The sequence below is a fragment of the Comamonas sp. CMM02 genome (genome assembly GCF_014851485.1).
Classification (GTDB): Bacteria; Pseudomonadota; Gammaproteobacteria; order Burkholderiales; family Burkholderiaceae_C; genus Comamonas; species Comamonas avium.
In genome coordinates, this window is sequence record NZ_JACUZW010000005.1 from 150,406 (window position 1) to 174,408 (window position 24,003).

Genomic DNA, 24,003 nt, shown 5'->3' on the forward strand with positions numbered 1-24,003 from the left:
TCCTCACTATTTATTGACAGGCTGACTTCTCACCATGCGACGCGTCCTCCAAAGCGATTTGGTACTGAACGAGCCATTACCGTGGCCGCTGTATGACGAGGGCGGCAATTTGCTGTTTCGTGAAGGCTATGTGCTGAGCATTCCACGCCACATCAACACCTTGCTCACACGCGGCGCATATGCCCCGCTCCCACCCAGCGATCCGTCGCAACAGCCCACGCTGGTGTTGCCAGAATGCACGGTAGCGCTGTCTACAGCCGATCCAGTGTTCGTTCGGGCCGATCGGCTGGCAATGACCTTGAAGCGCCTGCACACCCATTTGCAAGCGGCCACGCTAAGAATTGAACTGCACCCGGTTGTTCTGGGATTGGCCCACGGCATTCTGGATGCCTGTGCCGAGGATGCCGATGCACTCCTGGCAGCCTTACACCTGGATCGCCAGCATCCCTACCTGGTGATCCAGCAATTGCTGGGGGCCACCCTGGTAGAAATTGCGGCACGCGAGCTAGGGCTGGGTGAGTCCGAACGGCTATCACTGGCATGCGCCGCACTGACACGTGATCTGTCGCTGCTGTCCATGCAGGCACAGCTGGATCAGCAGGCAGGCGCCCTGACACCGCAACAGGCTGCACTGGTGCGCAGCCACCCAGATCGCTCTGCCGCATTGCTGGCTGAAATGGGGGTCACAGACACTATCTGGCTGGAGCTGGTGCGCCAGCACCATGAACGTTATGACGGATCAGGCTACCCACGGGGGCTCAGCGGCGATGCCATTGTGGTCGGAGCACGCCTGCTTGCCATTGCCGACTCTTATGCAGCAATGGTCACACCCCGGCCCAACCGTGCCGGGCAGTTTCCTCGCGATGCACTCAAAGCACTGTTTCAAGACCGGGTACGGCTGTATGACGACCCGCTGCTACAACTTTCAATCAAGACACTGACCATGCATCCCCCGGGCACGCTGGTGCGATTGGCTAACGGTGAATTCGCAGTGGTGCGCTCACGAAAAAAGCGCAATGAATCCATTGACCTTTGGAGCCTCTATGACAGTAACGGCATGCCCATCTTGCGACCGCAGTACCGCGATTCAACCGACCCTGCCCACGACATCACAGGCTCACTGCGAGTTGAAGACTGCCGCTCCGCAGCACTGGTGCTCAAGCGTCTGTGGACGCAACCCTGAGAAAGCCCACCCATGAAGCAGAACCTGCCCGTGACGTCACGGCACACTGACATCCCCCCAGGCATCACCCTGGTCTCCAAGACGGACCTCAAGGGCGTGATCACCTATGCCAATGAGGCTTTTGTCAACGCCAGCGGTTATGCGCTCGACGAACTGCTGGGGCGCAGCCATAACATCGTGCGCCACCCAGACATGCCCTGCGCCGCATTCGAAGACATGTGGCACACACTAAAAAGCGGCAAACCCTGGCGCGGCATCGTCAAAAACCGCTGCAAGGACGGCGGCTACTACTGGGTCGATGCCTGTGTAGTGCCCATCAAACGCAACGATCAGGTGATTGGCTACATGTCGGTGCGCAAGCACGCTCCAGCCAGTGCCATTGATGCAGCACAGACGCGCTACCGCGACATGGCAGCCGGCACATCAAAGCCGCAGCCTCGTTTGCCAGACTGGCTTGGCATACGCACAGGCATGCGAGCAGGCAGCCTGTTTGTCGCTCTGCTGATGCTGGCTGGAGGCGCTTTGGGGATTGGAGGCCTCAGGCTGGCCGACAACGCGTTAACCCAGCTCTACCACGCACAGCTGGCGCCAATCACCGCCATTGGCAAGATCGAAGCAAGACTCAGTGACAGCCGGACCACCATGATGGAAATCCGCTTAGCTCGCCACGAAAGTGCAAACAGCCATCTGCAGGGACAACTGGCCGGCCAGATTAGCAAACTGCGCACCCACCGTGATGAGATCCACGCCCTGTTGGGCCAGCTGGCCGACATGGATGCACAGGTCACTCAGCAAAAATCCATGCTGACCCACGCACTGGCCCAATACACCAGCGATGGCCTGCGCCCAGTAGAGCAGGCTGTGGCGCACGATGATCCCCAGCAAGCCGAGCAGCTGATCAAGCAGCAGGTGCTGCCACTGGAACAAGCCGCAATGACCGCTGCCGTGGCACTGCGCAATGCACTCACACAAGCGGCGCGTAGCGAGTACGAAAGCACACTGGAGCGCAACAACCGCATACGCAGCTTTGCAATGGCAGGTATTGCGCTGGGGCTTGCAGTGGTCGTGCTGGTAGGCCACATGTTTATCCGAGGCGTTGTCAACCCGCTCAATGCCTCTATCCGCCGCCTGAACCGCATTGCCCAAGGGGATCTACAGGGAGATATCGATCTGTCCGGCACCGGCGAGAGCGGCCAGCTCAACCACGCAGCCGCAGTGATGCAACTGCATTTGAAAGTGATGCTCGATGAAATCGCGCTGGCAGCCAGACGTATTCATCGCCACTGCGCCACGTTGAATGTGGCACTGTATGAAGTCACGGAGCACTCTGAAGAACAGCATGACCGCGTGTACTCTGCGATTCGCTCGCTCAATGCCGCCGTGGCGGAAACCAGTGATCTCAGCGCGCGCGCAGAACGACTGATGTTGCTGGCAGATCAGCCAGCGCCTGACAGCAGCCTTGCGGGCCTGGCATTCGAAGCCCGTGAACTGGCCACGGCTACACGTTTAACAGCATTTGGCGCTGAGGAAGTCGCCAGTGCCATGCACCAGGTGGCCGAATTGATCGTTGAAAACAGAGCCGAGGCACAGCGGGCATGGAAAGCATCCGAAGAACTCAAGCACACGGCACAGGAGCTTAACCAGCTGGTGGATTATTTCGAGCCTGCGCCCACTCCATCAGCCAGCATGGGCAAGTCTTGAGCAATACGCATAAACCAAGCATGGGCTGGCAATGTCAGGCAGGAGGTCTGCAGCCTTCTGACCGAGACTGAATCCTTTAAGAAATTCATGCTGCACAAACAAAAATGCCCACTTGTTAGTGGGCATTTTTTGCAAGCAATAAATACTTGCATATGTTTGGTAGGCGCGATTGGATTCGAACCAACGACCCCCACCATGTCAAGGTGGTGCTCTAACCAACTGAGCTACGCGCCTGAAATTAATCAGAAGCAGCGATTGTAGCACGGGTTATGACGCCAATTCAAGAACACTCAAAATTAGCGCCTGCGTGCAGAACGCACGCCAGAAACGTTGGCCACAATCCCCAGCACCTTGTTCAAACGGCCAGAGTCAGAGACTTCCACGGTGAATGTCATCCAGGCAGTCCCCTTGACCGACTGGGTCTGCACACCGATGACGTTGGTTTTCTCTTTGGCAAAAACATCGGAGATATCGCGCAGTAAACCCTGTCGGTCGGTGGCTTCTACAGAAACATCCACCGGGTAAACCGCTGTCAGCTTTTCTGCCTTGGGCAACCCCCACGCCACATCAATAACGCGCTCTTCGTTGCGTGCGGCCATTTCCCGGAAATTGCTGCAATCCGCGCGGTGCACACTGACTCCTTTGCCACGCGTGACAAAACCACCAATTTCATCCGGTGGCGCTGGCTTGCAGCACTTGGCCAGTTGCGTCATGAGCGAGTCAACACCCACAACCAGAACACCGCCTTTATGGGCAGCATTGTTGGCACGGGGCTTGCGCACCATGGCCTGGATATCATCCTCAGGCTCGCTGGGCTCAGCAGGCCGCAATACCGTTTCGATATTGCGCAAGGAATATTCATCCTTGCCCACCACTTCAAACAGAGCATCAGCAGATTTAAAGCCAAGCTGCACGGCCAGATCGTCCAGCTTGACCGCCGTTTTACCTTCCCGCTGCAACAGTTTTTCTACTGCCTCACGGCCACGCATGACCGTTTCATTCATGGCTTGTGCATTAAACCAAGCGCGCACTTTGGCTTTGGCACGGTTGCTCACCAAGTAACCCAGCTCTGGGTTCAGCCAGTCACGCGATGGACGCCCTTCTTTGACCGTTGTGATTTCCACGGTCTGCCCACTTTGCAAGGGCGTATTGAGCGTCACCATGTTGCCGTCAACGCGAGCGCCCCGGCAGCGATGCCCCAAATTAGTGTGTACTGAGTACGCGAAATCCACTGGCGTTGCCCCCTGAGGCAGCTCAATGACAGCGGCATCCGGTGTCAGCACATAGATGCGGTCATCAAACAGCCCCCGGTGCGAGGGGTTCTCTGACAAGTCCTGCCCCCAGGCAAGAAGCTGGCGCAATACGGCAATCTTTGCGTCGTAATCACCTGTGGCGCTAACGCCTGCATAGCCTTTGACTCCAGCTTCTTTGTAGGCCCAGTGCGCGGCCACACCGTTCTCGGCATGGTCATGCATGGCCTGCGTACGAATTTGAATTTCAATGGCTCGGCCCTGCTCATCGCGCACCACCGTATGCAACGATTGGTAGCCATTGGGCTTGGGCTTGGCAATGTAATCATCAAACTCCGACTCAATCGGCCTGAAGTTTTCGTGCACCCACGACAGGGCCGTGTAGCAGTCTTTGACTGTCGGCACCACCACGCGCAAAGCCCGGATATCGAACAACTGATCGAAGTTGAGCGACTTGCCCCGCATTTTTTTGACAATGCTGTAGATGTGCTTGGGCCGGCCCGATACGGTGGCACTGATGCTGTAAGCACGCAGCCCGGACTCCAGGCGCGAGCGCAACTGCTCCATGTAAACCTCGCGCTCGGCACGTTTTTCGTCGAGCAGCCTGGCAATATTGCGGTATGTATCTGGCTCCAGAAAGCGGAAAGACAGGTCTTCCAGCTCCCACTTAATTTGCCAAATACCCAAACGGTTGGCCAGCGGCGCAAAGACATGCAGCGCTTCGTACGCCAAGCTGGGCGACACCGCACGCTTGCTGGCGGCATACCAGCGCAAGGTTTGCAAACGCGATGCCAGGCGCAGCAGCACTACGCGCACGTCACGCGAAAAGCCCAGCAGCATCTTGCGCACGGTTTCTGTCTGCGTGGCGGGGTCATCCACCCGCTGTGCGCTGCTCTCGCCTGCGCGAGCTTGCTGCTGCACCTGCATGAGCTTGGTGGTTTCTACCGCCAGCTCCGCAAAATTAGGACCAAACGCCTTGGTCAACACTTCCAGCGGTTTGTTCAGGTGCATGCTGGCATACACCAGGTAACACGCAGCCTGCATTGCCTCTGAACCGCCAATGCCCTGCAAAATTGCCGCAGTGGCATCCGCGTGTGCCAGCGTGTTTTCACCAGAAGACAGCTCTTCCCCAGACAGCAGCGGCTCTGCAAACGCACGTGCTCGACGCAAGGCATCCACCTGATCTGGAATATTGCCTGCTGTGGCCGCCAGCAGGTGCGGCATCTCCACCGGCCCAGCCGGCGCCTTCAACCCCGTCGGCACCGCACTGTCTTCACCTGTTGTTGGGGGCAAGGACGTCACACTGCGCATACAAGCTCCTCGTGCAGATTCCAGCCAAACACATATGGCTTGTGCAGCAGGGCCTTACATTCTTTTTTCATTCATCACCCAACAAGAAATTCCGTGCGATGGCCACCTGGTCATCCGCCACAAAGGTGGGGGCATGTCCCACACTTTCAAGCTCTATGCATTGTGCAAAAGGACCTCGTTCCTGCATTTTGCGAGCAGTGTCCTGTGTCACCAAATCTGACTGTGCCCCTCGCACAAGCAATGTTTGTGCACGAATTGCGTCATACAGCCCCCAAAGCACGGCCTGTCCACGTTCTGACTGCTCCTGTGTCATGCCTTGCATGGGTAGCGCAATGGCTGGGTCATAGTGCAACCGATAGCCACCGCCCTGCACTGCGCGCAGCATAGGCCGGCTCAACGCCAGCCACGCTTGCGTGGTATGTGGACCAAAGCCTGCCGACAGTACCTGCAACGCCGCTGCAGCTTGCTGCTCCGTGTCAAAGTGCGCGGGCTTTCCTACGTAAGAGGCTATACGCTGCAACGCTGGCCACTCCAAAACAGGGCCCACATCATTCAAAAGCAGCTTGCGAACAGGCACAGGCAATGGCAGCGCAGGGTTGCCTGCCACACTCATGCCAATCAGGCCGCCCATGCTGGTGCCAAGCCAGTCAAGCACCTGGACAGGCGCGGTGGCATTGACGTGATGCAATAAAACAAGCATGTCGGCCGTGTATTGCACAAGCCCGTAATCCATCGGCTGCGCCAGCCAGTCGCTGTAGCCGCGCCCTGCAATATCGGGACAAATTACCCGTGCATGCTGGCTCAGCGTGCGCGCCAGCACATCAAAGTCACGACCTTGTCGCGTTAACCCGTGGACACACACAATCACATGGGGATGCCAGGGATTGCCCGTCTGGTTCCACTCCCAATACGCCATGCGGTGCTCTGAGCCACCGTGCACCGCTGCGCCCGGGCAAGTTACGTAGTTCAGCGTAGGTTCAATCATGGGTGCGTATCCTCGTACTTGCCGATTGATAATGGATTCATCCATCCTAATTCATATTTCAGCGGAGACATCCAGATGCTTAAGGGCAAAACAGCTTTAGTCACGGGTTCCACCAGCGGTATTGGCCTGGGGATTGCACAAGCGCTGGCAGCGCAAGGTGCCAATATCGTATTGAACGGTTTTGGCGATGTTGACGCCGCCAAAGCCCAGGTAGCGGCTGCAGGCCACGCGCACGGCATCTCCGTGGATTACCACGGAGCTGACATGAGCAAGCCCGCCGAAATTGAAGCCATGATGGCCTTTGCCGCTGAGCGATTGGGTCGCGTAGATATTTTGGTCAACAACGCCGGCATTCAACATGTCGCCACTGTGCAAGAGTTCCCTGTTGAAAAATGGGATGCCATCTTGGCAATCAACCTGTCCAGCGCCTTTCACACCACCCGGCTGGCACTGCCCTCCATGCAAAAGGCCAATTGGGGCCGCATCATCAATGTGGCCTCGGTGCACGGATTGGTGGCCTCCGCACAAAAGTCGGCTTATGTCGCTGCCAAGCACGGCATTGTGGGATTCACCAAAGTCACGGCTTTAGAGAACGCGACAACCGGGGTGACCTGCAACGCGATTTGCCCAGGCTGGGTGCTCACCCCTCTGGTGCAAAAACAGGTTGATGCCAAAGCCCAGGCCCAGGGCATCAGCACGGAAGACGCCACCAAGCAATTGCTGGGCGAAAAAGAACCATCAATGCAATTCACCACCCCTGAAGAGCTGGGTGCATTGGCCGTGTTCTTTTGCTCCGATGCCGCCAGCAACGTACGCGGTGTCGCATGGAACATGGATGGCGGCTGGGCTGCGCAGTAAGAGAGCAATTTTTCGGCTGCCTGGCTCGTTCTGCGAACCCCAAGCGCTGCCATCTTCATACAAAAAAAGCCTCTGAATCTTCAGAGGCTTTTTTTGATTCAAAGGCAATGACAGAAAACGTACAACGCTCTTGTTATTGCAACTTATTGCATCTGCACAGAGCCTGAAACGTTCACCGTCACCTGCGTTTTTCCAGCCTCAACAGGCACTGGCTCAGCCATGTCCATCTTGGGGGCTGCGGCCATGGCCACGCTGGCACGCTGCATGCGGGGCATAAAGTAGCCATCCTGGCTGTTGACGCTCACTTCGCGCAGGCTGTAGGAAGCAAAACCAAATTGCTTGGTCAGCTGTGATGCACGCGCTTTGAAGTTCTCAACCGCCATGGCCTGGGCCTGGTCTTGCACCTTGATGTTTCCTTCTTTGGACAGCCCGAAGCCCATGCTGGACACTGTCAAATCGGGCACCTGCGCTGCAGCCTGACTGATGCGTGCAAAGTCTTTGCCTTCCAGCACCACCTCGGCACGACCTTGCCAGCCTTTGATTTTTCCGTCACTACCGTGGCGCGGATATACGCCAAAGCTGCCACTGTGCACCTGCATGTCTTGGCCTTGTGCCTGAGGCTTGAGGCTACGCATGGCGGCGTCCACACTCTGCTGCAGTTGCTTTTGCACTGCTGCGGCATTGGTGCCTTCGCGGTTCACGCTCAGGTTCATTTGCAGCCAGTCCTGGTCAACCTCGACCTGCCCAGACGCTGAAAGCTGCACCACATTGCGCAAAGGCTCGGGGGTCTGCGCATGGGCCACCCCGAAAGCACTTACAGCACCAGTGGCTAAAAGCAATACCCCTACGAAAGAAGGCAGGGAACGTGCGCCATTTTTGCGAAGCTGCATATCAAATTTCCTTTCTGTGAAATACACGCCCAGTTGCATGCAAACAAAGGGCAAAGCATGACAGACAGAGACTACTTGAGATGAAAGCTGTTTTCTACTTTTAGGAAAGACATGTAACACTGTGTCAAACATCGGCTAAAACGGGAATTTTTCGCGCCAAGCTGGTCAGAATTGGCTCTGTTACAAATTGGACAAGGGGTGAATCCATGGCCACGACCAACAATCGAACCGACAAAATTCTCGTCGTTGATGACGATGCACGTATCCGCGACCTGCTGCGCCGCTACCTCACGCAAGAAGGCTTTGAAGTCATGATTGCCGAAGACGGCAAAGCCCTCAACCGCATCCTGCTGCGTGAAACCGTCGATCTGATCGTGCTGGACTTGATGATGCCCGGTGAGGATGGACTGTCCATCTGCCGCCGTCTGCGCTCTGCAAATGACCGCACGCCCATCATCATGCTGACCGCCAAGGGTGAAGACGTAGATCGCATCGTGGGTCTGGAAGTCGGCGCTGACGACTATCTGGGCAAGCCCTTTAACCCGCGAGAGTTGCTGGCTCGCATCCACGCTGTGCTGCGCCGTCGCCCTCCAGTGGAAGCACCGGGTGCGCCCTCTGGTGACAACGAGACGGTCACTTTCGGCCCCTTCACTTTCGATCTGGGCACTCGCGTGCTGCAAAAGAGTGGTGAAGAGCTGCCTTTGACGACAGGTGAATTTGCCATGCTCAAGGCCCTGGTACGCCATCCGCGTCAGCCCCTGTCCCGTGAAAAGCTAGCCCTGCTGGCACGTGGCCGCGAGTTTGAGCCTTTCGACCGCAGTCTGGACGTGCAAGTCTCGCGCCTGCGCAAGCTGATTGAAGAAGATGCTGCTGCGCCTCGTTATATTCAAACGGTTTGGGGCGTGGGCTATGTCTTCGTTCCAGATGGCAACAGCTAACCGACTTTCCCACGCCTAAGGCAAAGGCGCTTTGCGCGCCCTTCTTTCATGTCACGCTCTTCCAAGCATGCTGGCGGTCACCATACCGCCAGCGCCACCAATGATGCAGGCGCACGCTCTCGCGTGGGCCTCAATCTTTTTTGGCGCACCTTCTTTCTGCTGGCCTTGCTTTTGCTGGGCAGCATTTTGGCGTGGCTGCAGACCCTGCGCGCGCTGGAATTTGAACCACGCACACTGCAGACCGCGCAGCAAATTGCCTCTTTGGTGAACTTGAGCCGCGCCGCACTGCAGCACTCGGATGCCATTGCACGTGTCTCGCTCCTCAAGACCATGGCCGACCAGGAAGGCGTGCGCATTCAGCCGCGTGAGCCTGGCGACAAATTCGAGGTTTTGCCGCCCAGCCAGCTGAACATGCGTCTGGATGAGCTGCTGACCTCACGCCTGGGGCCAGACACCATCTTGGCGCGCAGTGTCAATGGCGAAGCCGGGCTGTGGGTGAGCTTCACCATCGATGAAGACCCCAACTGGCTGCTGCTGGATCAATCACGCTTCGTTACCGCAGGCAGCCGCACGTGGCTGATCTGGCTGAGTACGGCGGGCCTGCTTTCTTTGGCGGGCGCTGCTGTCATTGCACGCCTGATCAACCGCCCTCTCAAGCAATTGAGTTACGCCGCCAACCGCGTGCGCGATGGTGACTTTGCCGCCAGTCAGCTCGATGAAGAAGCGGTGACCAGCGAGATCCGCGAGGTCAACATTGGCTTTAACCGCATGGCACAGAAACTGGCCAAGCTGGAGCAAGAACGTGCCGTGATGCTGGCAGGCATCTCGCACGACCTGCGCACGCCACTGGCACGTTTGCGCCTGGAAACCGAGATGAGCGTGCAAGATGACATTGCCCGCGAGCACATGGTGGCCGACATTGTTCAGCTCGACGCCACCATTGACAAGTTCCTGGACTACGCACGCCCCGACCACGTCACGCTGACGGTCGTGAATTTGCATGCCGTGGTGGCCTCGTGCGTCTACGCCGTACAAAACCACCGCGAGCTGCAAATCTCCATGTCCATCCCCGACGACATCTATGTGATGGCTGATGAGGTAGAGCTGGCCCGCGTGATTTCCAACCTGCTGGAAAACGCACGCCGTTACGGCAAGACCGTTGATACCGACACAGCTTTTGTCGACATCAGCATCAAAACCCGGGAGAACTGGGTGCTGATGCGCCTGCGCGATCACGGCCCCGGCGTTCCGCCAGAACAGCTGCCCAACCTGACACAGCCGTTCTTTCGCGGCAACTCGGCGCGCACTGCAGCAGCCGGCGCTGGCCTGGGCTTGTCTATTGTTGATAAAACCGTGCAGCGCATGGGTGGAATTTTCTCCATCACCAATGCCAATGCGGGTGGCCTGGCGGCCAATATTCAATTGCAGCGCGTCACCGACGTGCCTGATGGCCAAGACCCGCAGCACCGTTTGCAGCGCCCACAGGTCAAGCGTCAGCTACCACCTGAAGCGATGTAAACCATCGCCCCAACCAAAGAGCCCTGCCTGCTTGCGCATCAGGGCTCTTTTTGTTTATCCACCAAGCGATGCTGGCGTTGCTGCAGCCAGCGCTGCAACTGCGCTTTTTAAAGCGCCTGCTTGTAGATCAAGGCGATGGCGTTGGCCTCCATCGCCAGCAGCTCACCCACAGGGCCCATCTTCTCGGCTGTTTTGGCTTTGACGTTCACCTGCTCTTCGGTCACACCCAAAGCTTGTGCGATGCGTTTTTGCATCAACGGAATGTGTGGTGCCAGCTTGGGCTGCTGCGCAATCACGGTGCTGTCGATATTGCCAATCTCCCAGCCCTTTTCGCGCACCCGGCGCGTGGCTTCTTGCAGCAGAACAAAAGAGTCAGCGCCCTTGAACTCCACTGCAGTGTCAGGAAAGTGGCGGCCAATATCACCCAGCCCAGCAGCGCCCAGCACAGCGTCAGTGATGGCATGCAGCAGGACGTCAGCATCCGAATGCCCCAGCAAGCCCTTGTCATGCGGGACTTCAACGCCACCAATGATCAGCTTGCGGCCTTCGACCAGAGCATGGGTGTCCCAGCCTTCACCAATACGAAAATTCATAGTTATTTATGCCCGCCTGCCAATGGCCAGCGGTCCATTAGGTTATTAATTAGAAAAAAGGATTGCCCACTGGCTGCGCATTGTCACGCTTGCCTTTGAACAGCTCCAGCGTGGCACTGCCGCCGCGTTGCATCAGCACGGCTTCAGCCAAGGCAAAGTCGTCGGGATAGGTCACTTTGAAGTTGTGCGCGCCACCGGGTATGAGCTTGGGCCGGTGGCCCATGGCCTCCATGGCGCTGGCTTCATCCGTAGCAGCGGCACCCATGCGGTTCAGCGCATCCAGCAAGCTGCCCAGACGAAACATCTGCGGGGTTTGCGCAAGCCATTTGTCGCTGCGGTCTACCGTAGAAGCTACACGCACCCCTGTAGGCCCGGTAATGGCAGTCTTCAATGTATCTGGCAATTTATGCGCCAGCAGGCCGCCTACGCTGTCGTGCTCGCACTCGGCAATCAGTCCATCAATTTGCGCCGAGGTCACCAAGCAGCGTGCCGCATCGTGCACCAGCACCCAGTCGTGCTGCGCAGCACCTCGCGCGAGCAGCACTTTCAAGCCTCCAATTACAGTATCGGCCCGTGTTGCACCACCGCAGTGCGCATGAAACCACAAGGAGCTGTGGTAGCCGTCAAGGTAGGTGTCACCTGGGGCCAGCGCCACCAGCGTACCGGCCAGGCGCTGCGCACCGGCAAAGGCGGCCAGCGTGTGCAAGACCATCGGCTGGCCCGCTACGAGGTGGTACTGTTTGGGCAAGTCGGGCGCTGGCGCTCCGGCAGGAATGGCGCGCGCACCGACACCGGCACACGGGATCAGTCCCCAGAAACGACCCTGCGGACACCCGGGCGCATTCGCTGCAGCAAGCAAGTCTGTCATGCGCAACATTCTAGAATCGTCTGCTTCGCACACGCGGCTGCATGCCGCATTTCCGCGCTTTTTGCAGGCCCAGCGTCTGCTGCATCAGGATTTCTGGCCCCATGGATTTGCCCAAACTCACGCCCGGTAAACGTTTTTCCTTGCCCACGCCCGTTGGTAGCGCTGATGCGCTGCTGCTGGCGCAACTGGCGCAGCGAGAGCACGCGGCAGGGCGCATCACCGCCATCGTCACGGCAGACGCCAGCGATGCCCAGCGCCTGATTGAAGAAATGGCGTTCTTTGCACCCCAGTTGCGCTGCGCCCTGTTTCCAGACTGGGAAACGCTGCCTTACGACACGTTCTCCCCGCACCAGGACTTGATCAGTGAGCGGCTGGCCACGCTGTGGCGCATTCGTGAGCGCGACCACCAGCACGGCGCTGATGTGGTGCTGGTACCGGCCACCACAGCGCTGTACCGGCTGGCGCCCCCCTCTTTCTTGGCGGGCTACACCTTTGAATTCAAGCAAGGCCAGAAACTGGATGAGGCCAAGCTCAAAGCCCAGCTGACGCTGGCAGGCTACCAGCACGTCTCGCAAGTGGTCAGCCACGGCGAATACGCTGTGCGCGGAGGGTTGATTGACCTGTTTCCCATGGGCTCCGAGGTGCCTTACCGTGTCGATTTGTTCGATGACGAGATCGACTCCATCCGTGTTTTTGACCCTGATAGCCAGCGCAGCCTGGATACCGTGCAGGAAGTGCGGCTGCTGCCAGGGCGCGAATTCCCCATGGACGAGGATGCACGCACCAAGTTCCGCTCGCGCTGGCGTGAGCTGCTGGAGGGCGACCCCACACGCAGCCGCATCTACAAGGACATGGGCGCGGGCGTAGCCACTGCAGGTATTGAGTACTACCTGCCCCTGTTCTTTGACAGCACGGCCACGGTATTTGACTACCTGGGCGATGCCGCCACGCTGGTGCTGCATGGTGAGCTGGAGCCTGCTTTTCATCGCTTCTGGCAAGACACCAAGGACCGCTACCGTCTGGTGCAGGGCGACCCCGAGCGCCCCGTCCTGCCCCCGGACACCTTGTTTCTGAGTGCCGAGCAGTTCTACGCGGCTGCCAAGTCTTACCAGCAACTGGCGCTGCGTTCCGGCGTAGACGATGTACAAGACAGCGCTATCTTTCAAAAGCTGCCGGACCTGTCCGTCGTACGCGGCGCAGAAGACCCGCTGCAGCGCCTGCAGCAGCACGTACAGACTGCCAAGCGCCGTGTGCTGGTGCTGGCTGAAAGCGATGGCCGCCGCGAAAGCCTGCTGGACTTTTTGCGCTCTTCGCAGCTGAACCCGCCGGCCTTTGATTCACTGGCCGAGTTCCAAAGCGAAACCAGCGAAAAGCTGGGCATTGCCACCTCCACCCTCATGCGCGGTTTTGCATGGGTGCAAGAAGGCATCGACTTTGTCACAGAAACCGAGCTGTTCGCCAGCACCGGCACCACACGCCGGCGCAAGAAGCAGGAGCAGGTCAGCGATGTCGAGGCGCTGATCAAAGACCTGTCCGAGCTGAAAGTGGGTGACCCCGTGGTGCACAGCCAGCATGGCATTGGGCGCTATCACGGCCTGATCAATATGGATGTTGGACAAAAGAACGACGACGGCACACCCGCCATGCAAGAGTTCCTGCACCTGGAGTACGCCAAAGATGCCGTGCTGTATGTGCCCGTCAGTCAGTTGCACCACATCAGCCGCTACACGGGCGTGACGCCTGAATCGGCCCCCCTGCACAGTCTGGGCAGCGGCCAGTGGGAAAAAGCCAAGCGCAAAGCCGCCGAGCAGGTGCGCGATGCAGCGGCCGAGCTGCTCAACATCTACGCCCGCCGCGCAGCGCGCCAGGGCCATGCCTTCCGCCTGAACCCGCAAGACTACGAACAGTTCGCACAAGACTTCGGATTTGAGGAAACTGCCGACCAGAAGGCGGCCATTCACGCGGTGATTCACGACATGGTCAGCCCCCAGCCCATGGACCGGCTGGTCTGCGGCGATGTGGGCTTTGGCAAAACCGAGGTGGCCTTGCGCGCCGCTTTTGTTGCGGCCATGGCCGGCAAGCAGGTGGCCTTCCTGGCCCCCACCACGCTACTGGCTGAACAGCATTACCAGACGCTGGTTGACCGCTTTTCCAGGTGGCCCGTCAAGATTGCTGAAGTCTCTCGCTTTCGCACCACCAAAGAAGTCAACGCTGCGCTGCAAGGGCTGGGCGAAGGGTCTGTGGACATCGTGGTGGGCACGCACAAGCTGCTGTCCAGCTCAGTCAAGTTCAAAGACCTGGGCCTGCTCATCATTGATGAAGAACACCGTTTTGGCGTGCGCCACAAAGAAGCCATGAAGGCCATGCGCGCCGAGGTGGATGTGCTCACGCTCACGGCCACCCCCATTCCGCGCACCATGGGCATGGCGCTGGAAGGTCTGCGCGATTTATCGGTCATTGCCACAGCACCGCAGCGCCGGCTGGCCATCAAGACTTTTGTGCGCTCCGAGAGCCAGGGCGTGATCCGCGAAGCCGTGCTGCGCGAGCTCAAGCGCGGCGGCCAGATCTACTTCCTGCACAACGAGGTGGAAACCATTGAAAACCGCCGCCAGCAGCTGGAAGAAATTCTGCCCGAGGCACGCATTGCCGTTGCCCACGGCCAGATGCCCGAGCGCGAGCTTGAAAAAGTCATGCGCGACTTTGTCGCCCAGCGCTACAACATGCTGCTGTGCTCCACCATCATTGAAACCGGTATTGACGTGCCCACGGCCAACACCATCGTCATCAGCCGTGCCGACAAGTTTGGTCTGGCGCAGTTGCACCAGTTGCGTGGCCGTGTGGGCCGCAGCCACCACCAGGCCTATGCCTACCTGATGGTGCCTGACCTGGAAGGTCTGACCAAGCAAGCACAGCAGCGTCTGGACGCCATCCAGCAGATGGAAGAGCTGGGCAGTGGCTTTTACCTGGCCATGCATGACCTGGAAATTCGCGGTGCCGGTGAGGTGCTGGGCGAAAACCAGAGCGGCAACATGATGGAAATCGGGTTCCAGCTGTACAACGAAATGCTGTCAGAGGCCGTGCGCAGCCTCAAGAACGGCAAAGAACCCGATCTGCTATCGCCCCTGTCTGCCACCACCGAAATCAACCTGCATGCCCCGGCACTGCTGCCCAGCGACTACTGCGGCGATGTGCACCTGCGCCTGTCGTTCTACAAAAAGTTGGCTACCGCCAAGACCACCGAGCAGATCGATAACTTGCTGGAAGAGATCGTGGACCGCTTTGGCAAACTGCCAGCACAGGCCCAGACCCTGATTGACACGCACCGCCTGCGTGTTCTGTCAGAGCCCTATGGCGTTCAAAAGGTGGATGCAGCCCCGGGTGTCATCAACATCACCTTCAAGCCCAACCCGCCTGTAGAGCCCATGCAGATCATCAGCCTGATTCAGAAGAACAAGCACATCAAGCTGGCTGGCAACGACAAGCTGCGCATTGAGCGCGAGCTGCCTGACCCCAAAGCCCGCGCGCAGATGGTGCGCGATGTGCTGCGCAGCCTGGGGCAGCCAGCCAAGGCCTGATCACGCATGCACGCTGCGCACAGGCAACCCACCTGTTGCGTGCGTGCAGCTTGATCTACCTCAAGCCAAACCCGCTCCGGCGGCGTGCCGCGTGCCGCGCTAAATAAGCACAATCGCCGCATGCTGGATGTTGCTCTTGTTGTCGTCGCACTCACCACCGCCATGGCCATGCGCCCCTGGCGGCTGCTGAGCAATCGCAAAGCTTTGGTCACGCAAGACCATGGCGACAGCTCTCCCCTGTGGACCCCGCTGCTGGCCACGCTGGTTGTGCTGCCCTGGCTGTGGGCACTGCCCACGCTGCACCAGATGCCGCTGCAACTGCAGTGGTCCGGGGCATGCCTGGTGATGATGTGCCTTGGCTGGCCGCTGGCCGTACCAGCGCTGTGCCTGGTGGGCGGCATTGCCTATGCGCTGTCACCGGGGCTGGGGGCTGCAGAGGCCCTGCGCCTGACCGTGTGGCACGGCGTGGTACCTGCTACTTTCGCCATGCTCTGGGGTGCACTGGTGCGCCGCTGGCTGGGCACCAAAGTGTTTGCCTACATCTTCGGTCGCGGCTTTGTGGGCTCGGTGATCAGCCTGTTTCTAGCAGGCATGCTGTCTGCGGCGCTGGGACACCAGCTTCCCGGTGTGAATGAAGATCTGACCACCATTGCTCGCTGGCTCATGGCCTGGGGCGATGCCGTGGTCACCGGCATGATGTGTGCCGTGTTCGTCGCTTACAAGCCGCAGTGGCTGGCCACATGGTCAGATGATTTGTACCTTTACGGCAAAAAGGACTGAAGCGCTCATTCAGGCTGCGCAGACAACGCCTCAACAATCACAAGCAGCGAATGGCCCATAGCTGACCAGCGGTACATGCGAGCCTGGAACATAGCCGCTCTAACGGCAGGCACTGAAATTGCTCTGACCCTGACACTGTGTCGTCTCCTGCCATGTTGGCAGGCACAAGCTCTGCAAGGGAAAATTTCATGTCCGTTCGACCCCTCGTTGCGCCAATCGCTGGTGCATGGCTTGCACTGATACTGTGCAGCAGCGCTACCGCTCAAACCGCCTACCCCAACAAACCCGTCAAAGTGATGGTGGCCCTGCCCGCTGGCGGCAGTGCAGACATGATTGCCCGTGTCGTCAGCCAAAAGCTGGGCGAACAGCTGGGCCAGTCGTTTGTGGTGGACAACAAGGCGGGGGCCTCGGGCCAGATTGGCATGCCTCAGGTGGCACGCTCTGCCCCCGATGGCTACATGCTCACGGTCTCACCTGCCTCGTTTTTGACCACCAACAAAAGCATTTTCAAAACCCTGCCCTATGACCCGCAGGGCGACTTTCAACCCATCTCCAAGCTGGTCAACCAGCCCATGGTGTTGGTGGTGAAAGACAAGACCAAATTTCCCAGCGTGGCCGCCGTGATCAGTCAGGCCAAGGCAGAGCCCGGCAAGCTGACCTACGCCTCCTCGGGCGACGGCAGCCCCCAGCACTTGGGTGCCCTCATGTTTGAAACGCGCACCCATGCGCAGATGCTGCATGTGCCCTACAAAGGCGGCGCGCCCGCCATCAACGACACGCTGGCCGGCAACGTCGACATGCTGTTTGCCGTGCTGCCCGAGGCATTGCCCCACATTCAGTCGGGCAAGCTGCACGCGCTGGGCTTGATGAGCCCCCAGCGCTCCGCCCTCTTGCCCAACACACCTACCATGGTGGAAAGCGGCTTTGCCGACCTGAACCTGTCCGCCTGGGTTGGTCTGCTGGCACCGGCCAATACGCCGCCCGAGATTGTGCAAAAGCTCAACCAGGCAGTGCGCGCCGTGCTGCAAAGCGAAGTCAAAGACAAGCTGGCCAGCAACGGGATGGAGCCCGCCCCTTCCACGCCCGATGAACTCAAGGCCAACATTGCCAGCGACATCAAGCTGCACGCCCAATTGGTGAAGGCCGCAGGTTTACAGTCGCAATAAGCGCTGCCAAACCGCGATAATGCAGGTCAGCCCCCTCGCCGTCGGCGGTTACGGGGCTGATCTGCAACCTCCAGCCTCCCCGAGTCCATGCCTGCTACCGAAATCGCCCCCGGTCTGACCATTCAGAACATCACCGTGCCGCAAAAGCTCAGCGACTACCAGCTGATTGCTTTTGACATGGACTCCACACTGATCACCATCGAGTGCATCGATGAAATTGCCGACGCTACCGGCAAGAAAGCCGAAGTGGCGGCGATTACCGAAGCGACCATGCGCGGCGAAATCACCGACTTCAAGGACAGCCTGCGCCAGCGCGTCGACAAATTGGTGGGCGTGACCGAAGCCGACATGCAGCGCGTAATTGCCGAGCGCCTGAAGCTGTCCCCCGGTGCAGAAACGCTGGTCAAGGCCGCCAAGGCTGCAGGACTGAAGGTGCTGCTGGTCTCTGGCGGCTTTACCTTCTTTGCCGAGCACGTGCGTGGCCTGCTGGGCATCGACTTTGTGCGTGCCAATGTGCTGGAAATAAAAAATGGCACTTTGACCGGTGGCCTGATCGAGCAAGCCTGGGGCGACATTTGTGACGGCGCCGAAAAACGCCGCACGCTGCTGGAAGTGGCCAGCCTGCTGGGTATTACCCCGGCGCAATGCATTGCGGTGGGTGACGGCAGCAACGACATTCCCATGATGCAGGCAGCGGGCCTGTCTGTGGCCTTCCACGCCAAGCCCCGCGTGCGTGGCGAAGCCAATGTGTGCATCAACGAAGGCGGCCTGGATCGTTTGCTGGAAATTTTGAAGTAAGCCAGCCACGCTTTCAAAAAAAGAGCTGCTAGCGCAGTCACCGCAACACTTTCAGATATAAAACTATCTGAAAGTGTTTGTACATAAGCGCTTGTAGCTCTTTTTTTATTTTCAGTGCAGCCGCTTCAAGGCCAGTCTGCAAGCTCAGGCCCGCATTGCCAGCCATGCCTGCCGGGGCCATGGGTGTGCGCTGCACAACCCGTACAAGCCACCACATCTGCACAGCGCGGCATCACTTGGCAAGGTCATTTCATCTGCACAGGTCTGTGCATTACTTAGAATGGTCGCCTCACACCTACAACGCAATATACCAACGTGTGTGACCGGCACGGCAAGCCAGCCAGCGCCTGCAAACAGGCTGCCCAGCTTGCAATATCCACCCTCAGCCCCATGTAGTTAACAGCAGCGCCAGTGTGCGCTGTGGTCATGTTTTGACCACGTTGATTGACACCCTTTTTTCAGGATCCTCAGTGAAGACATCTTTTCGCACCACCGCTTCTGTGATCGCCGTAACCATTGCCGCCTTGGCTGCGCCTACGCTGGCCCACGCCAAACGCATGGGCGGTGGCAAGTCGGTGCGTCCTGCCGCCATCAACAAGGCCCCGGCCAAGCCCGCCACACCGGCTGCACCAGCCGCTGCCGCGCCAGCTGCACCTGCTGCTGCCGCAGCACCAGCCGCTCCTGTGGCAACAGCACGTCCTGCAGGCTCTGGCCTGATGGGCACCATGGCCGCTACTGCTGCAGGTGCAGTGGTTGGTACCGTGGCTGGCAGCGCCATTGCTGGCGCTTTCAATGGTGATGGCGCCTCCAAGGACGCAGAAGCCAAGGCCAAGGCTGAAGCCGATGCCAAGGCCGCTGAAGCCGAAGCCACCGAGCTGCAACAAAAGCTGGACGCCGCCAAGGCCAAGGCTGAAGCTGCCCGCGCTGCCATCAAGTAATTGATGGCGCCTAGTGCGCATGGCATCCAAAAACGCCCTGCCGGTTTACACCGCAGGGCGTTTTGCTTGGCACGCTAGCGGCGCTGACGCAGTGGCCGCAGCAAGTCAGACAGGCCGTTGTGGTCCAGCTCATGCATGAGTGCCAGCAACTGGCCAATATGCCCCGGCGGAAAGCCCTCACGGGCAAACCACGCCAGGTAGTTACCGGGCAAATCGCAGATCAATTGGTCTTTGTGCTTACCAAAAGGCATGCGGGTAGTGACCAGTTTTTCCAGGTCTTCAGCTTGCACGGCGGGCCTGAATGTCCAAATTTTGCATAAAAACCACTTTCCTTATAACCAAATCTTCATTTTTTACACACAAAACGCAGCCCCAAGGCTACACTCGCCCTACACCTTGATACAGGCGCCATCGCGCTGACAAGGCTTGATGCAAGCAACCATTTTCTCTGTCACAGGAACTGAATCCACCATGTTGAAGAAGACTCTGACTGCCGTGGCCATTGCCACTTTGGCTATTTCCGCCCACGCTGCCGACGTGCTCAAGGTTGCCGCCACAGCCGTGCCCCACGCTGAAATTCTGAACTTCATCAAGCCCCAGCTCAAGGCTGACGGCATTGAGCTGCAAGTGCGCGAATTCAGCGACTACGTGCAGCCCAACGCTGCCGTGGAAGACAAGCAGCTGGATGCCAACTTCTTCCAGCACCAGCCCTATCTGGACAGCTACAACAAAGACCGCAAGAGCAGCCTGGTGCAAGTGCCCAACGGCAAGGTACACGTTGAGCCTTTTGGTGCCTACTCCAAAAAGATCAAGAACATTGCCGATCTCAAGAGTGGCGCGACTGTAGCCATTCCGAACGACCCCTCCAACGGTGGCCGCGCATTGCTGCTGCTGGCCAAGCAAGGTCTGATCGAACTCAAAGACCCTAAGAACCTGACCGCAACGGCCTTGGACGTGGTGAAGAACCCCAAGAAGCTGAAGTTCAAGGAACTGGAAGCGCCTTTGCTGCCCCGTGCACTGGACGACGTGGATCTGGCACTGATCAACACCAACTACGCCATTGAAGCCAAGCTCAACCCCACCAAGGATGCGCTGTTCATTGAAAACGCTGACTCGCCGTACACCAACATTGTGGTGGCCCGCAAGGACCGCGCGGACGGTGCAGACATCGCCAAGCTGACCAAGGCTTTGCACTCGGCAGAAACCAAGAAGTTCATCGAAGAAAAGTACAAGGGCGCTGTCGTTCCTGCGTTCTAAGAACCAGTAACCCCAGACATGAATCTGAAAAAACGCTGCTTTGGCAGCGTTTTTTTTTGCGCAACAGCATGGTTTGCCATGATTGGCAAGAGCAAGCCTGAGCAAAACACTAACAACCTGCAGAGGCATCGATTGACGCCGCTGGCATGATGCAGGCCGTTACAAAGCGACATACCTGTTGTTTCCCCTCCCATACCGGATCTTCTTTATGAGCGATAACGCATCACCCTCCATGGACAAAGCGATCACCGCAGGTCTGAGCGAAGTGACCTTGGCCCGCACTCTGGAGCTTTATGACGCCCACCGGGCATCTGGCAGCGAACGCATTTTGAATTTTCGTGGCGACTTGGCCGAACGCTACAACTACGACAAGATCAAGCCACTGATGACCCGTGCCCGCGAGCATGGCAATGTGGTCTACATCGAAGCGGTGAGCCATAAGACAGGGGAAACCGGTCACTACCAGATTTTGGCCAACCAGTGGAAATTGCTGGAAGTACTGGCCCGCCTGGATTAAGCGCAGCCAGCGCACCCAAACAAAAAGCCCGTGGCAATCACCACGGGCTTTTTACTGGGCTCAACGCTCTTGCACCTTACTTAATCAGGGTGGCAAGCACCCCTCAAAAAAAGCCAAAAATTTGCGGCGCAAGCGAGGCACTCAGCCACAGGCGCTACGAGACGGCTCGTGCGAAAACACAAAACTGCGACGCAAACAAGGGGGGGTGTGATTGAGCACTTGTGAGAGGCGTTTAAGACGCAGCCGGCAGCCCTTGCCACACCCACCATGCAAGCACCAGCATCATCACGCCCGTCACACCGTCCAGCACACGCCACGCCACAGGCCTTGCGAACACAGCACGCATACGCTGCGCGGCAAAGCTCAGCAGGCCAAACCACACCAGACTGGCACATGCAGCGCCCAGCACAAAAATCCATTTCAGATTGCCCTCTTGGCGCGCACCAATGGAGCCCACCAGCACCACGGTATCCAGATAGACATGGGGGTTGAGCAAGGTAATCACCGCCAGCGTGGTCAGCACGCCCAGCAGTCCACGTGGTGCCACCTGAGTGCTGTCCACCACTGCGCTGGCATCAGAGGCCATGGCCATGCGCCACAAAGCAAACGCGCCGTAACCCACCAAAAACAGCACACCACCCCAGCCCAGCCACAGCGCCAGGCTGGGCTGACTGCTGAGCAATTGCGCCATGCCTGCCACGCCCAGTCCGATCAAGATGGCATCGGAGGTAACGCACCATGCCACACAGGCTCGCACATGCTGCCCGCGCACGGCCTGCCGCAAAACATACAGGTTTTGCGCACCAATCGAGATAATGAGCGACAGGCAAACGGTAAAACCAGCCAGCCACGAAGCAGTAATGTTTTCAGTCCACATGCCCTGAATTCTCAAAGCACTTGCAACATAAGTAAAATTAAACATTCTCAATCGAATTAAGTTTTACTACATGCTCGACTACGCTGGACTGGAAGCTTTGGCCGCGGTGCTGCGCGAAGGCAGCTTTGATCGCGCTGCGCGCAAGCTGCACGTCACTCCCTCGGCTATTTCTCAGCGCATCAAATTGCTGGAAGAGCGCGTGGGCCAAGTGCTGGTGATGCGGGGCTCGCCCTGCACTGGCACTGAGGCCGGGCGACGTTTGTGTCTGCACGTCGAGCAAGTGGCGTTGCTAGAAAATGAGCTGCGCCGCAACAACCCCGAGCTGGTGCCAGAAGGCCAAGTGCAGCGCCCTACGCTCAAGCTGGCCGTCAACGCAGACTCACTCAACAGCTGGTTTGTCGATGCCATGGCCGCCTTCACACAAGGGGGCAATGAGTTGCTGGACATCAGCATTGATGACCAGGACCACACTGCCAAGCGCATCAAAGAAGGCGAAGTGATCGCAGCCGTGACCGCCTCGTCCAGCCACATCACGGGCTGCAATATCTGGCCTTTGGCCAACATGCACTACGTAGCAGCCGCCAGCCCTGAATTTATTGCACGCTTTTTTGGTGACGCTGGCATCAACCCCCAAAACCTGTCCCAAGCACCGCTGCTGACCTATGGCCGCAAAGACGCCATGCAAGACAAATGGCTGCTGCAGCATGGTGTCACTGCACGCCATGCACCACCACGCCACTGGGTGCCCTCTGCCCACGCCTTTGTACGCGCCAGCCTGGCCGGCATGGCCTGGGGCATGCACCCAACTGTATTGATCAAAGAGCACCTGCAAGACGGCTCTCTGGTAGAGCTGGTGCCTGACAGCGGCATTTCAGTGCCTCTGTACTGGGCGCATGCGCGTAACGCTCAAGCCGGTTTGGAGCGGCTGACCCAGTGCGTGATTAACGCGGCCCAGGACTGGCTAGACCCCATCGACCACAGACAGTAAGGCTGTCAGGCCACGAGAGCGAAAAGTGGCGGACCTGTTCACTCAGCGCTCGTGTCCCATCTTCCGCCCCGTCTCCAGCACATTGAAGTTCAGCAAATCTGTCGCCAGCACGGTCTCCCACATAAAGCAGGCCAGCGCTGCAATGAACGACCCCACTCCCGCCAAAAAAGAAAAAACGGCAATCTGGTAGCCGCGCACGCTCCATGCTTCACCCACGAACAAAAAAACAATCGTCAGGCCGATCAGGAAGCCACACAGCGTGAGCAACCCGATCGACCAATTGGCAATGCGCCCCCGCGTGCGCAAGTAATTCAGCTCACGCAGCCCCCGGTCAATAAAGTCTTCATCGGTGCTGGCACGCACGCGCTCTTCCATGACCCGCGCACGGTCAATGATGCGCGCCAGGCGCCCGGCCACTGCACTGATCATGCCGGCCACCGCCGTCAAAAAGAAAACCGGCGCAACGGCCAGTTGCACGCTGTGCGTCACGTTGGAAGGATCGATCATGTGTCGTCTTGTCCGTAAAAAACTGAAAATTTCCACCGCCTATCGGCAGCTCTTTGCATGGTATGCAAAAAACCGGCCCCGCCAACCATTGAGACACTTGCTTTAACGCAAATGGCGCAGCCCATGCCTTTGATGTGCCGCAAACGCCAGTCTGGCGCCTCACGCGATAGTGAGTGCATCCCTATCAACCCATGACTGATTGCAGAGGACGCTTGCCATGAAGATGCTCACCGATTTAATCTCAACCGATTACGGTTTGATGAGCTTGATCGTTATTCTGATTCTCATCGCCATGTGGATTTACTTCACCGTACTCTTCATGGGAAAAATTGGTAAAAGCAGCAAAGAGCACGCCAAGAAAACAGCTGCACCATCAGCCAAAACCTAAAGCTTTGTCACCAAGCAAATTGACGCTCAGGCCTGCTTTTGCAGGCCTTTGTCATTGCGCGGCCCCACAGCCGCCACCTTAGCAACAGCAATGGCAATGGCAATGGCAATGGCAATG

General features: G+C 58.3%; 22 protein-coding genes and 1 tRNA gene. 14 read left to right on the plus strand and 9 right to left on the minus strand.

The features are described from left to right. The first annotated feature begins 34 nt into the window (after positions 1 to 34). Positions 35 to 1,183: an HD-GYP domain-containing protein gene (locus tag IB213_RS16005; protein WP_192407797.1), complete on the plus strand. Its 1,149-nt coding sequence runs from the start codon at positions 35 to 37 to the stop codon at positions 1,181 to 1,183. Between the two features lie 12 nt (positions 1,184 to 1,195). Then, positions 1,196 to 2,884, plus strand: coding sequence for a PAS domain-containing protein (locus IB213_RS16010; protein ID WP_192407799.1), 1,689 nt, complete (start codon positions 1,196 to 1,198; stop codon positions 2,882 to 2,884). Positions 2,885 to 3,041: 157 nt separating this feature from the next. Here the strand turns inward: IB213_RS16010 and IB213_RS16015 are convergent. The 3 genes from IB213_RS16015 to IB213_RS16025 form a co-directional block, all read right to left on the minus strand. After that, a tRNA-Val gene (locus tag IB213_RS16015) sits at positions 3,042 to 3,118 on the minus strand. A gap of 62 nt (positions 3,119 to 3,180) precedes the next feature. Continuing rightward, positions 3,181 to 5,358, minus strand: a complete 2,178-nt coding sequence (locus IB213_RS16020; RefSeq protein WP_192407915.1) for a bifunctional (p)ppGpp synthetase/guanosine-3',5'-bis(diphosphate) 3'-pyrophosphohydrolase — start codon at positions 5,356 to 5,358, stop codon at positions 3,181 to 3,183. Between the two features lie 154 nt (positions 5,359 to 5,512). Next, positions 5,513 to 6,430 (minus strand): alpha/beta fold hydrolase, encoded by a 918-nt coding sequence (locus tag IB213_RS16025; RefSeq protein ID WP_192407801.1) that lies wholly within the window; start codon positions 6,428 to 6,430, stop codon positions 5,513 to 5,515. A 75-nt stretch (positions 6,431 to 6,505) separates the two neighbouring features. On the opposite strand from IB213_RS16025, the gene IB213_RS16030 reads away from it, so the two are divergent. Then, a complete protein-coding gene (locus IB213_RS16030; RefSeq protein ID WP_192407803.1) occupies positions 6,506 to 7,288 on the plus strand; it encodes a 3-hydroxybutyrate dehydrogenase in 783 nt (260 codons plus the stop codon). Positions 7,289 to 7,431: 143 nt separating this feature from the next. Here the strand turns inward: IB213_RS16030 and IB213_RS16035 are convergent, their stop codons facing one another. Then, complete coding sequence (locus IB213_RS16035; RefSeq protein WP_191721337.1) at positions 7,432 to 8,178, minus strand: SIMPL domain-containing protein; 747 nt, start codon at positions 8,176 to 8,178, stop codon at positions 7,432 to 7,434. Between the two features lie 206 nt (positions 8,179 to 8,384). Here IB213_RS16035 and ompR point away from each other — a divergent pair, with 206 nt between their 5' ends. Together ompR and IB213_RS16045 are read left to right on the plus strand one after the other, a co-directional pair. Then, a complete protein-coding gene (gene ompR / locus IB213_RS16040) occupies positions 8,385 to 9,116 on the plus strand; it encodes a two-component system response regulator OmpR (protein ID WP_191721336.1) in 732 nt (243 codons plus the stop codon). Positions 9,117 to 9,164: 48 nt separating this feature from the next. Next, positions 9,165 to 10,634 carry a sensor histidine kinase gene (locus IB213_RS16045; RefSeq protein WP_191721335.1) on the plus strand — a complete coding sequence of 490 codons (1,470 nt, stop codon included), beginning with the start codon at positions 9,165 to 9,167 and terminating at the stop codon, positions 10,632 to 10,634. 107 nt (positions 10,635 to 10,741) lie between these two features. Here IB213_RS16045 and ispF read toward each other — a convergent pair whose 3' ends face one another. Next, complete coding sequence (gene ispF / locus IB213_RS16050; RefSeq protein ID WP_192407805.1) at positions 10,742 to 11,227, minus strand: 2-C-methyl-D-erythritol 2,4-cyclodiphosphate synthase; 486 nt, start codon at positions 11,225 to 11,227, stop codon at positions 10,742 to 10,744. 49 nt (positions 11,228 to 11,276) lie between these two features. Further along, a complete protein-coding gene (locus IB213_RS16055; protein WP_192407806.1) occupies positions 11,277 to 12,095 on the minus strand; it encodes a 2-C-methyl-D-erythritol 4-phosphate cytidylyltransferase in 819 nt (272 codons plus the stop codon). 101 nt (positions 12,096 to 12,196) lie between these two features. Between IB213_RS16055 and mfd the strand changes: the two genes are divergently transcribed. From mfd to IB213_RS16080, 5 genes are all read left to right on the plus strand, one after another. Then, positions 12,197 to 15,670, plus strand: a complete 3,474-nt coding sequence (gene mfd, locus IB213_RS16060) for a transcription-repair coupling factor (RefSeq protein WP_192407807.1) — start codon at positions 12,197 to 12,199, stop codon at positions 15,668 to 15,670. Positions 15,671 to 15,790: 120 nt separating this feature from the next. Beyond that, positions 15,791 to 16,450 (plus strand): hypothetical protein, encoded by a 660-nt coding sequence (locus tag IB213_RS16065; RefSeq protein WP_191721331.1) that lies wholly within the window; start codon positions 15,791 to 15,793, stop codon positions 16,448 to 16,450. Between the two features lie 188 nt (positions 16,451 to 16,638). Next, positions 16,639 to 17,616 (plus strand): tripartite tricarboxylate transporter substrate binding protein, encoded by a 978-nt coding sequence (locus IB213_RS16070; protein WP_225561161.1) that lies wholly within the window; start codon positions 16,639 to 16,641, stop codon positions 17,614 to 17,616. 87 nt (positions 17,617 to 17,703) lie between these two features. After that, positions 17,704 to 18,414, plus strand: a complete 711-nt coding sequence (gene serB / locus IB213_RS16075; RefSeq protein ID WP_191721330.1) for a phosphoserine phosphatase SerB — start codon at positions 17,704 to 17,706, stop codon at positions 18,412 to 18,414. 470 nt (positions 18,415 to 18,884) lie between these two features. After that, positions 18,885 to 19,352 (plus strand): ABC transporter substrate-binding protein, encoded by a 468-nt coding sequence (locus IB213_RS16080; RefSeq protein ID WP_191721329.1) that lies wholly within the window; start codon positions 18,885 to 18,887, stop codon positions 19,350 to 19,352. Between the two features lie 74 nt (positions 19,353 to 19,426). On the opposite strand, the gene IB213_RS16085 is transcribed toward IB213_RS16080, so the two are convergent. Beyond that, the gene (locus IB213_RS16085) at positions 19,427 to 19,642 is read right to left on the minus strand and encodes a DUF3820 family protein (RefSeq protein ID WP_191721328.1); all 216 of its coding nucleotides are present in this window, start codon (positions 19,640 to 19,642) and stop codon (positions 19,427 to 19,429) included. A 181-nt stretch (positions 19,643 to 19,823) separates the two neighbouring features. Between IB213_RS16085 and IB213_RS16090 the strand changes: the two genes are divergently transcribed. Together IB213_RS16090 and IB213_RS16095 are read left to right on the plus strand one after the other, a co-directional pair. After that, positions 19,824 to 20,609: a MetQ/NlpA family ABC transporter substrate-binding protein gene (locus tag IB213_RS16090; RefSeq protein WP_192407808.1), complete on the plus strand. Its 786-nt coding sequence runs from the start codon at positions 19,824 to 19,826 to the stop codon at positions 20,607 to 20,609. A 208-nt stretch (positions 20,610 to 20,817) separates the two neighbouring features. After that, complete coding sequence (locus IB213_RS16095) at positions 20,818 to 21,126, plus strand: hypothetical protein (RefSeq protein ID WP_191721326.1); 309 nt, start codon at positions 20,818 to 20,820, stop codon at positions 21,124 to 21,126. Between the two features lie 232 nt (positions 21,127 to 21,358). Here IB213_RS16095 and IB213_RS16100 read toward each other — a convergent pair whose 3' ends face one another. Then, a complete protein-coding gene (locus IB213_RS16100; protein WP_192407809.1) occupies positions 21,359 to 22,003 on the minus strand; it encodes a LysE/ArgO family amino acid transporter in 645 nt (214 codons plus the stop codon). A gap of 70 nt (positions 22,004 to 22,073) precedes the next feature. Here IB213_RS16100 and IB213_RS16105 point away from each other — a divergent pair, with 70 nt between their 5' ends. After that, complete coding sequence (locus IB213_RS16105) at positions 22,074 to 22,991, plus strand: HTH-type transcriptional regulator ArgP (protein ID WP_192407810.1); 918 nt, start codon at positions 22,074 to 22,076, stop codon at positions 22,989 to 22,991. A gap of 42 nt (positions 22,992 to 23,033) precedes the next feature. Here IB213_RS16105 and IB213_RS16110 read toward each other — a convergent pair whose 3' ends face one another. Beyond that, entirely contained in the window at positions 23,034 to 23,498 is a 465-nt protein-coding gene (locus tag IB213_RS16110; protein WP_191721323.1) for a DUF2721 domain-containing protein, read from the minus strand. Positions 23,499 to 23,715: 217 nt separating this feature from the next. Here IB213_RS16110 and IB213_RS16115 point away from each other — a divergent pair, with 217 nt between their 5' ends. Next, positions 23,716 to 23,886 (plus strand): DUF3149 domain-containing protein, encoded by a 171-nt coding sequence (locus IB213_RS16115; protein WP_191721322.1) that lies wholly within the window; start codon positions 23,716 to 23,718, stop codon positions 23,884 to 23,886. Positions 23,887 to 24,003 lie beyond the last annotated feature (117 nt).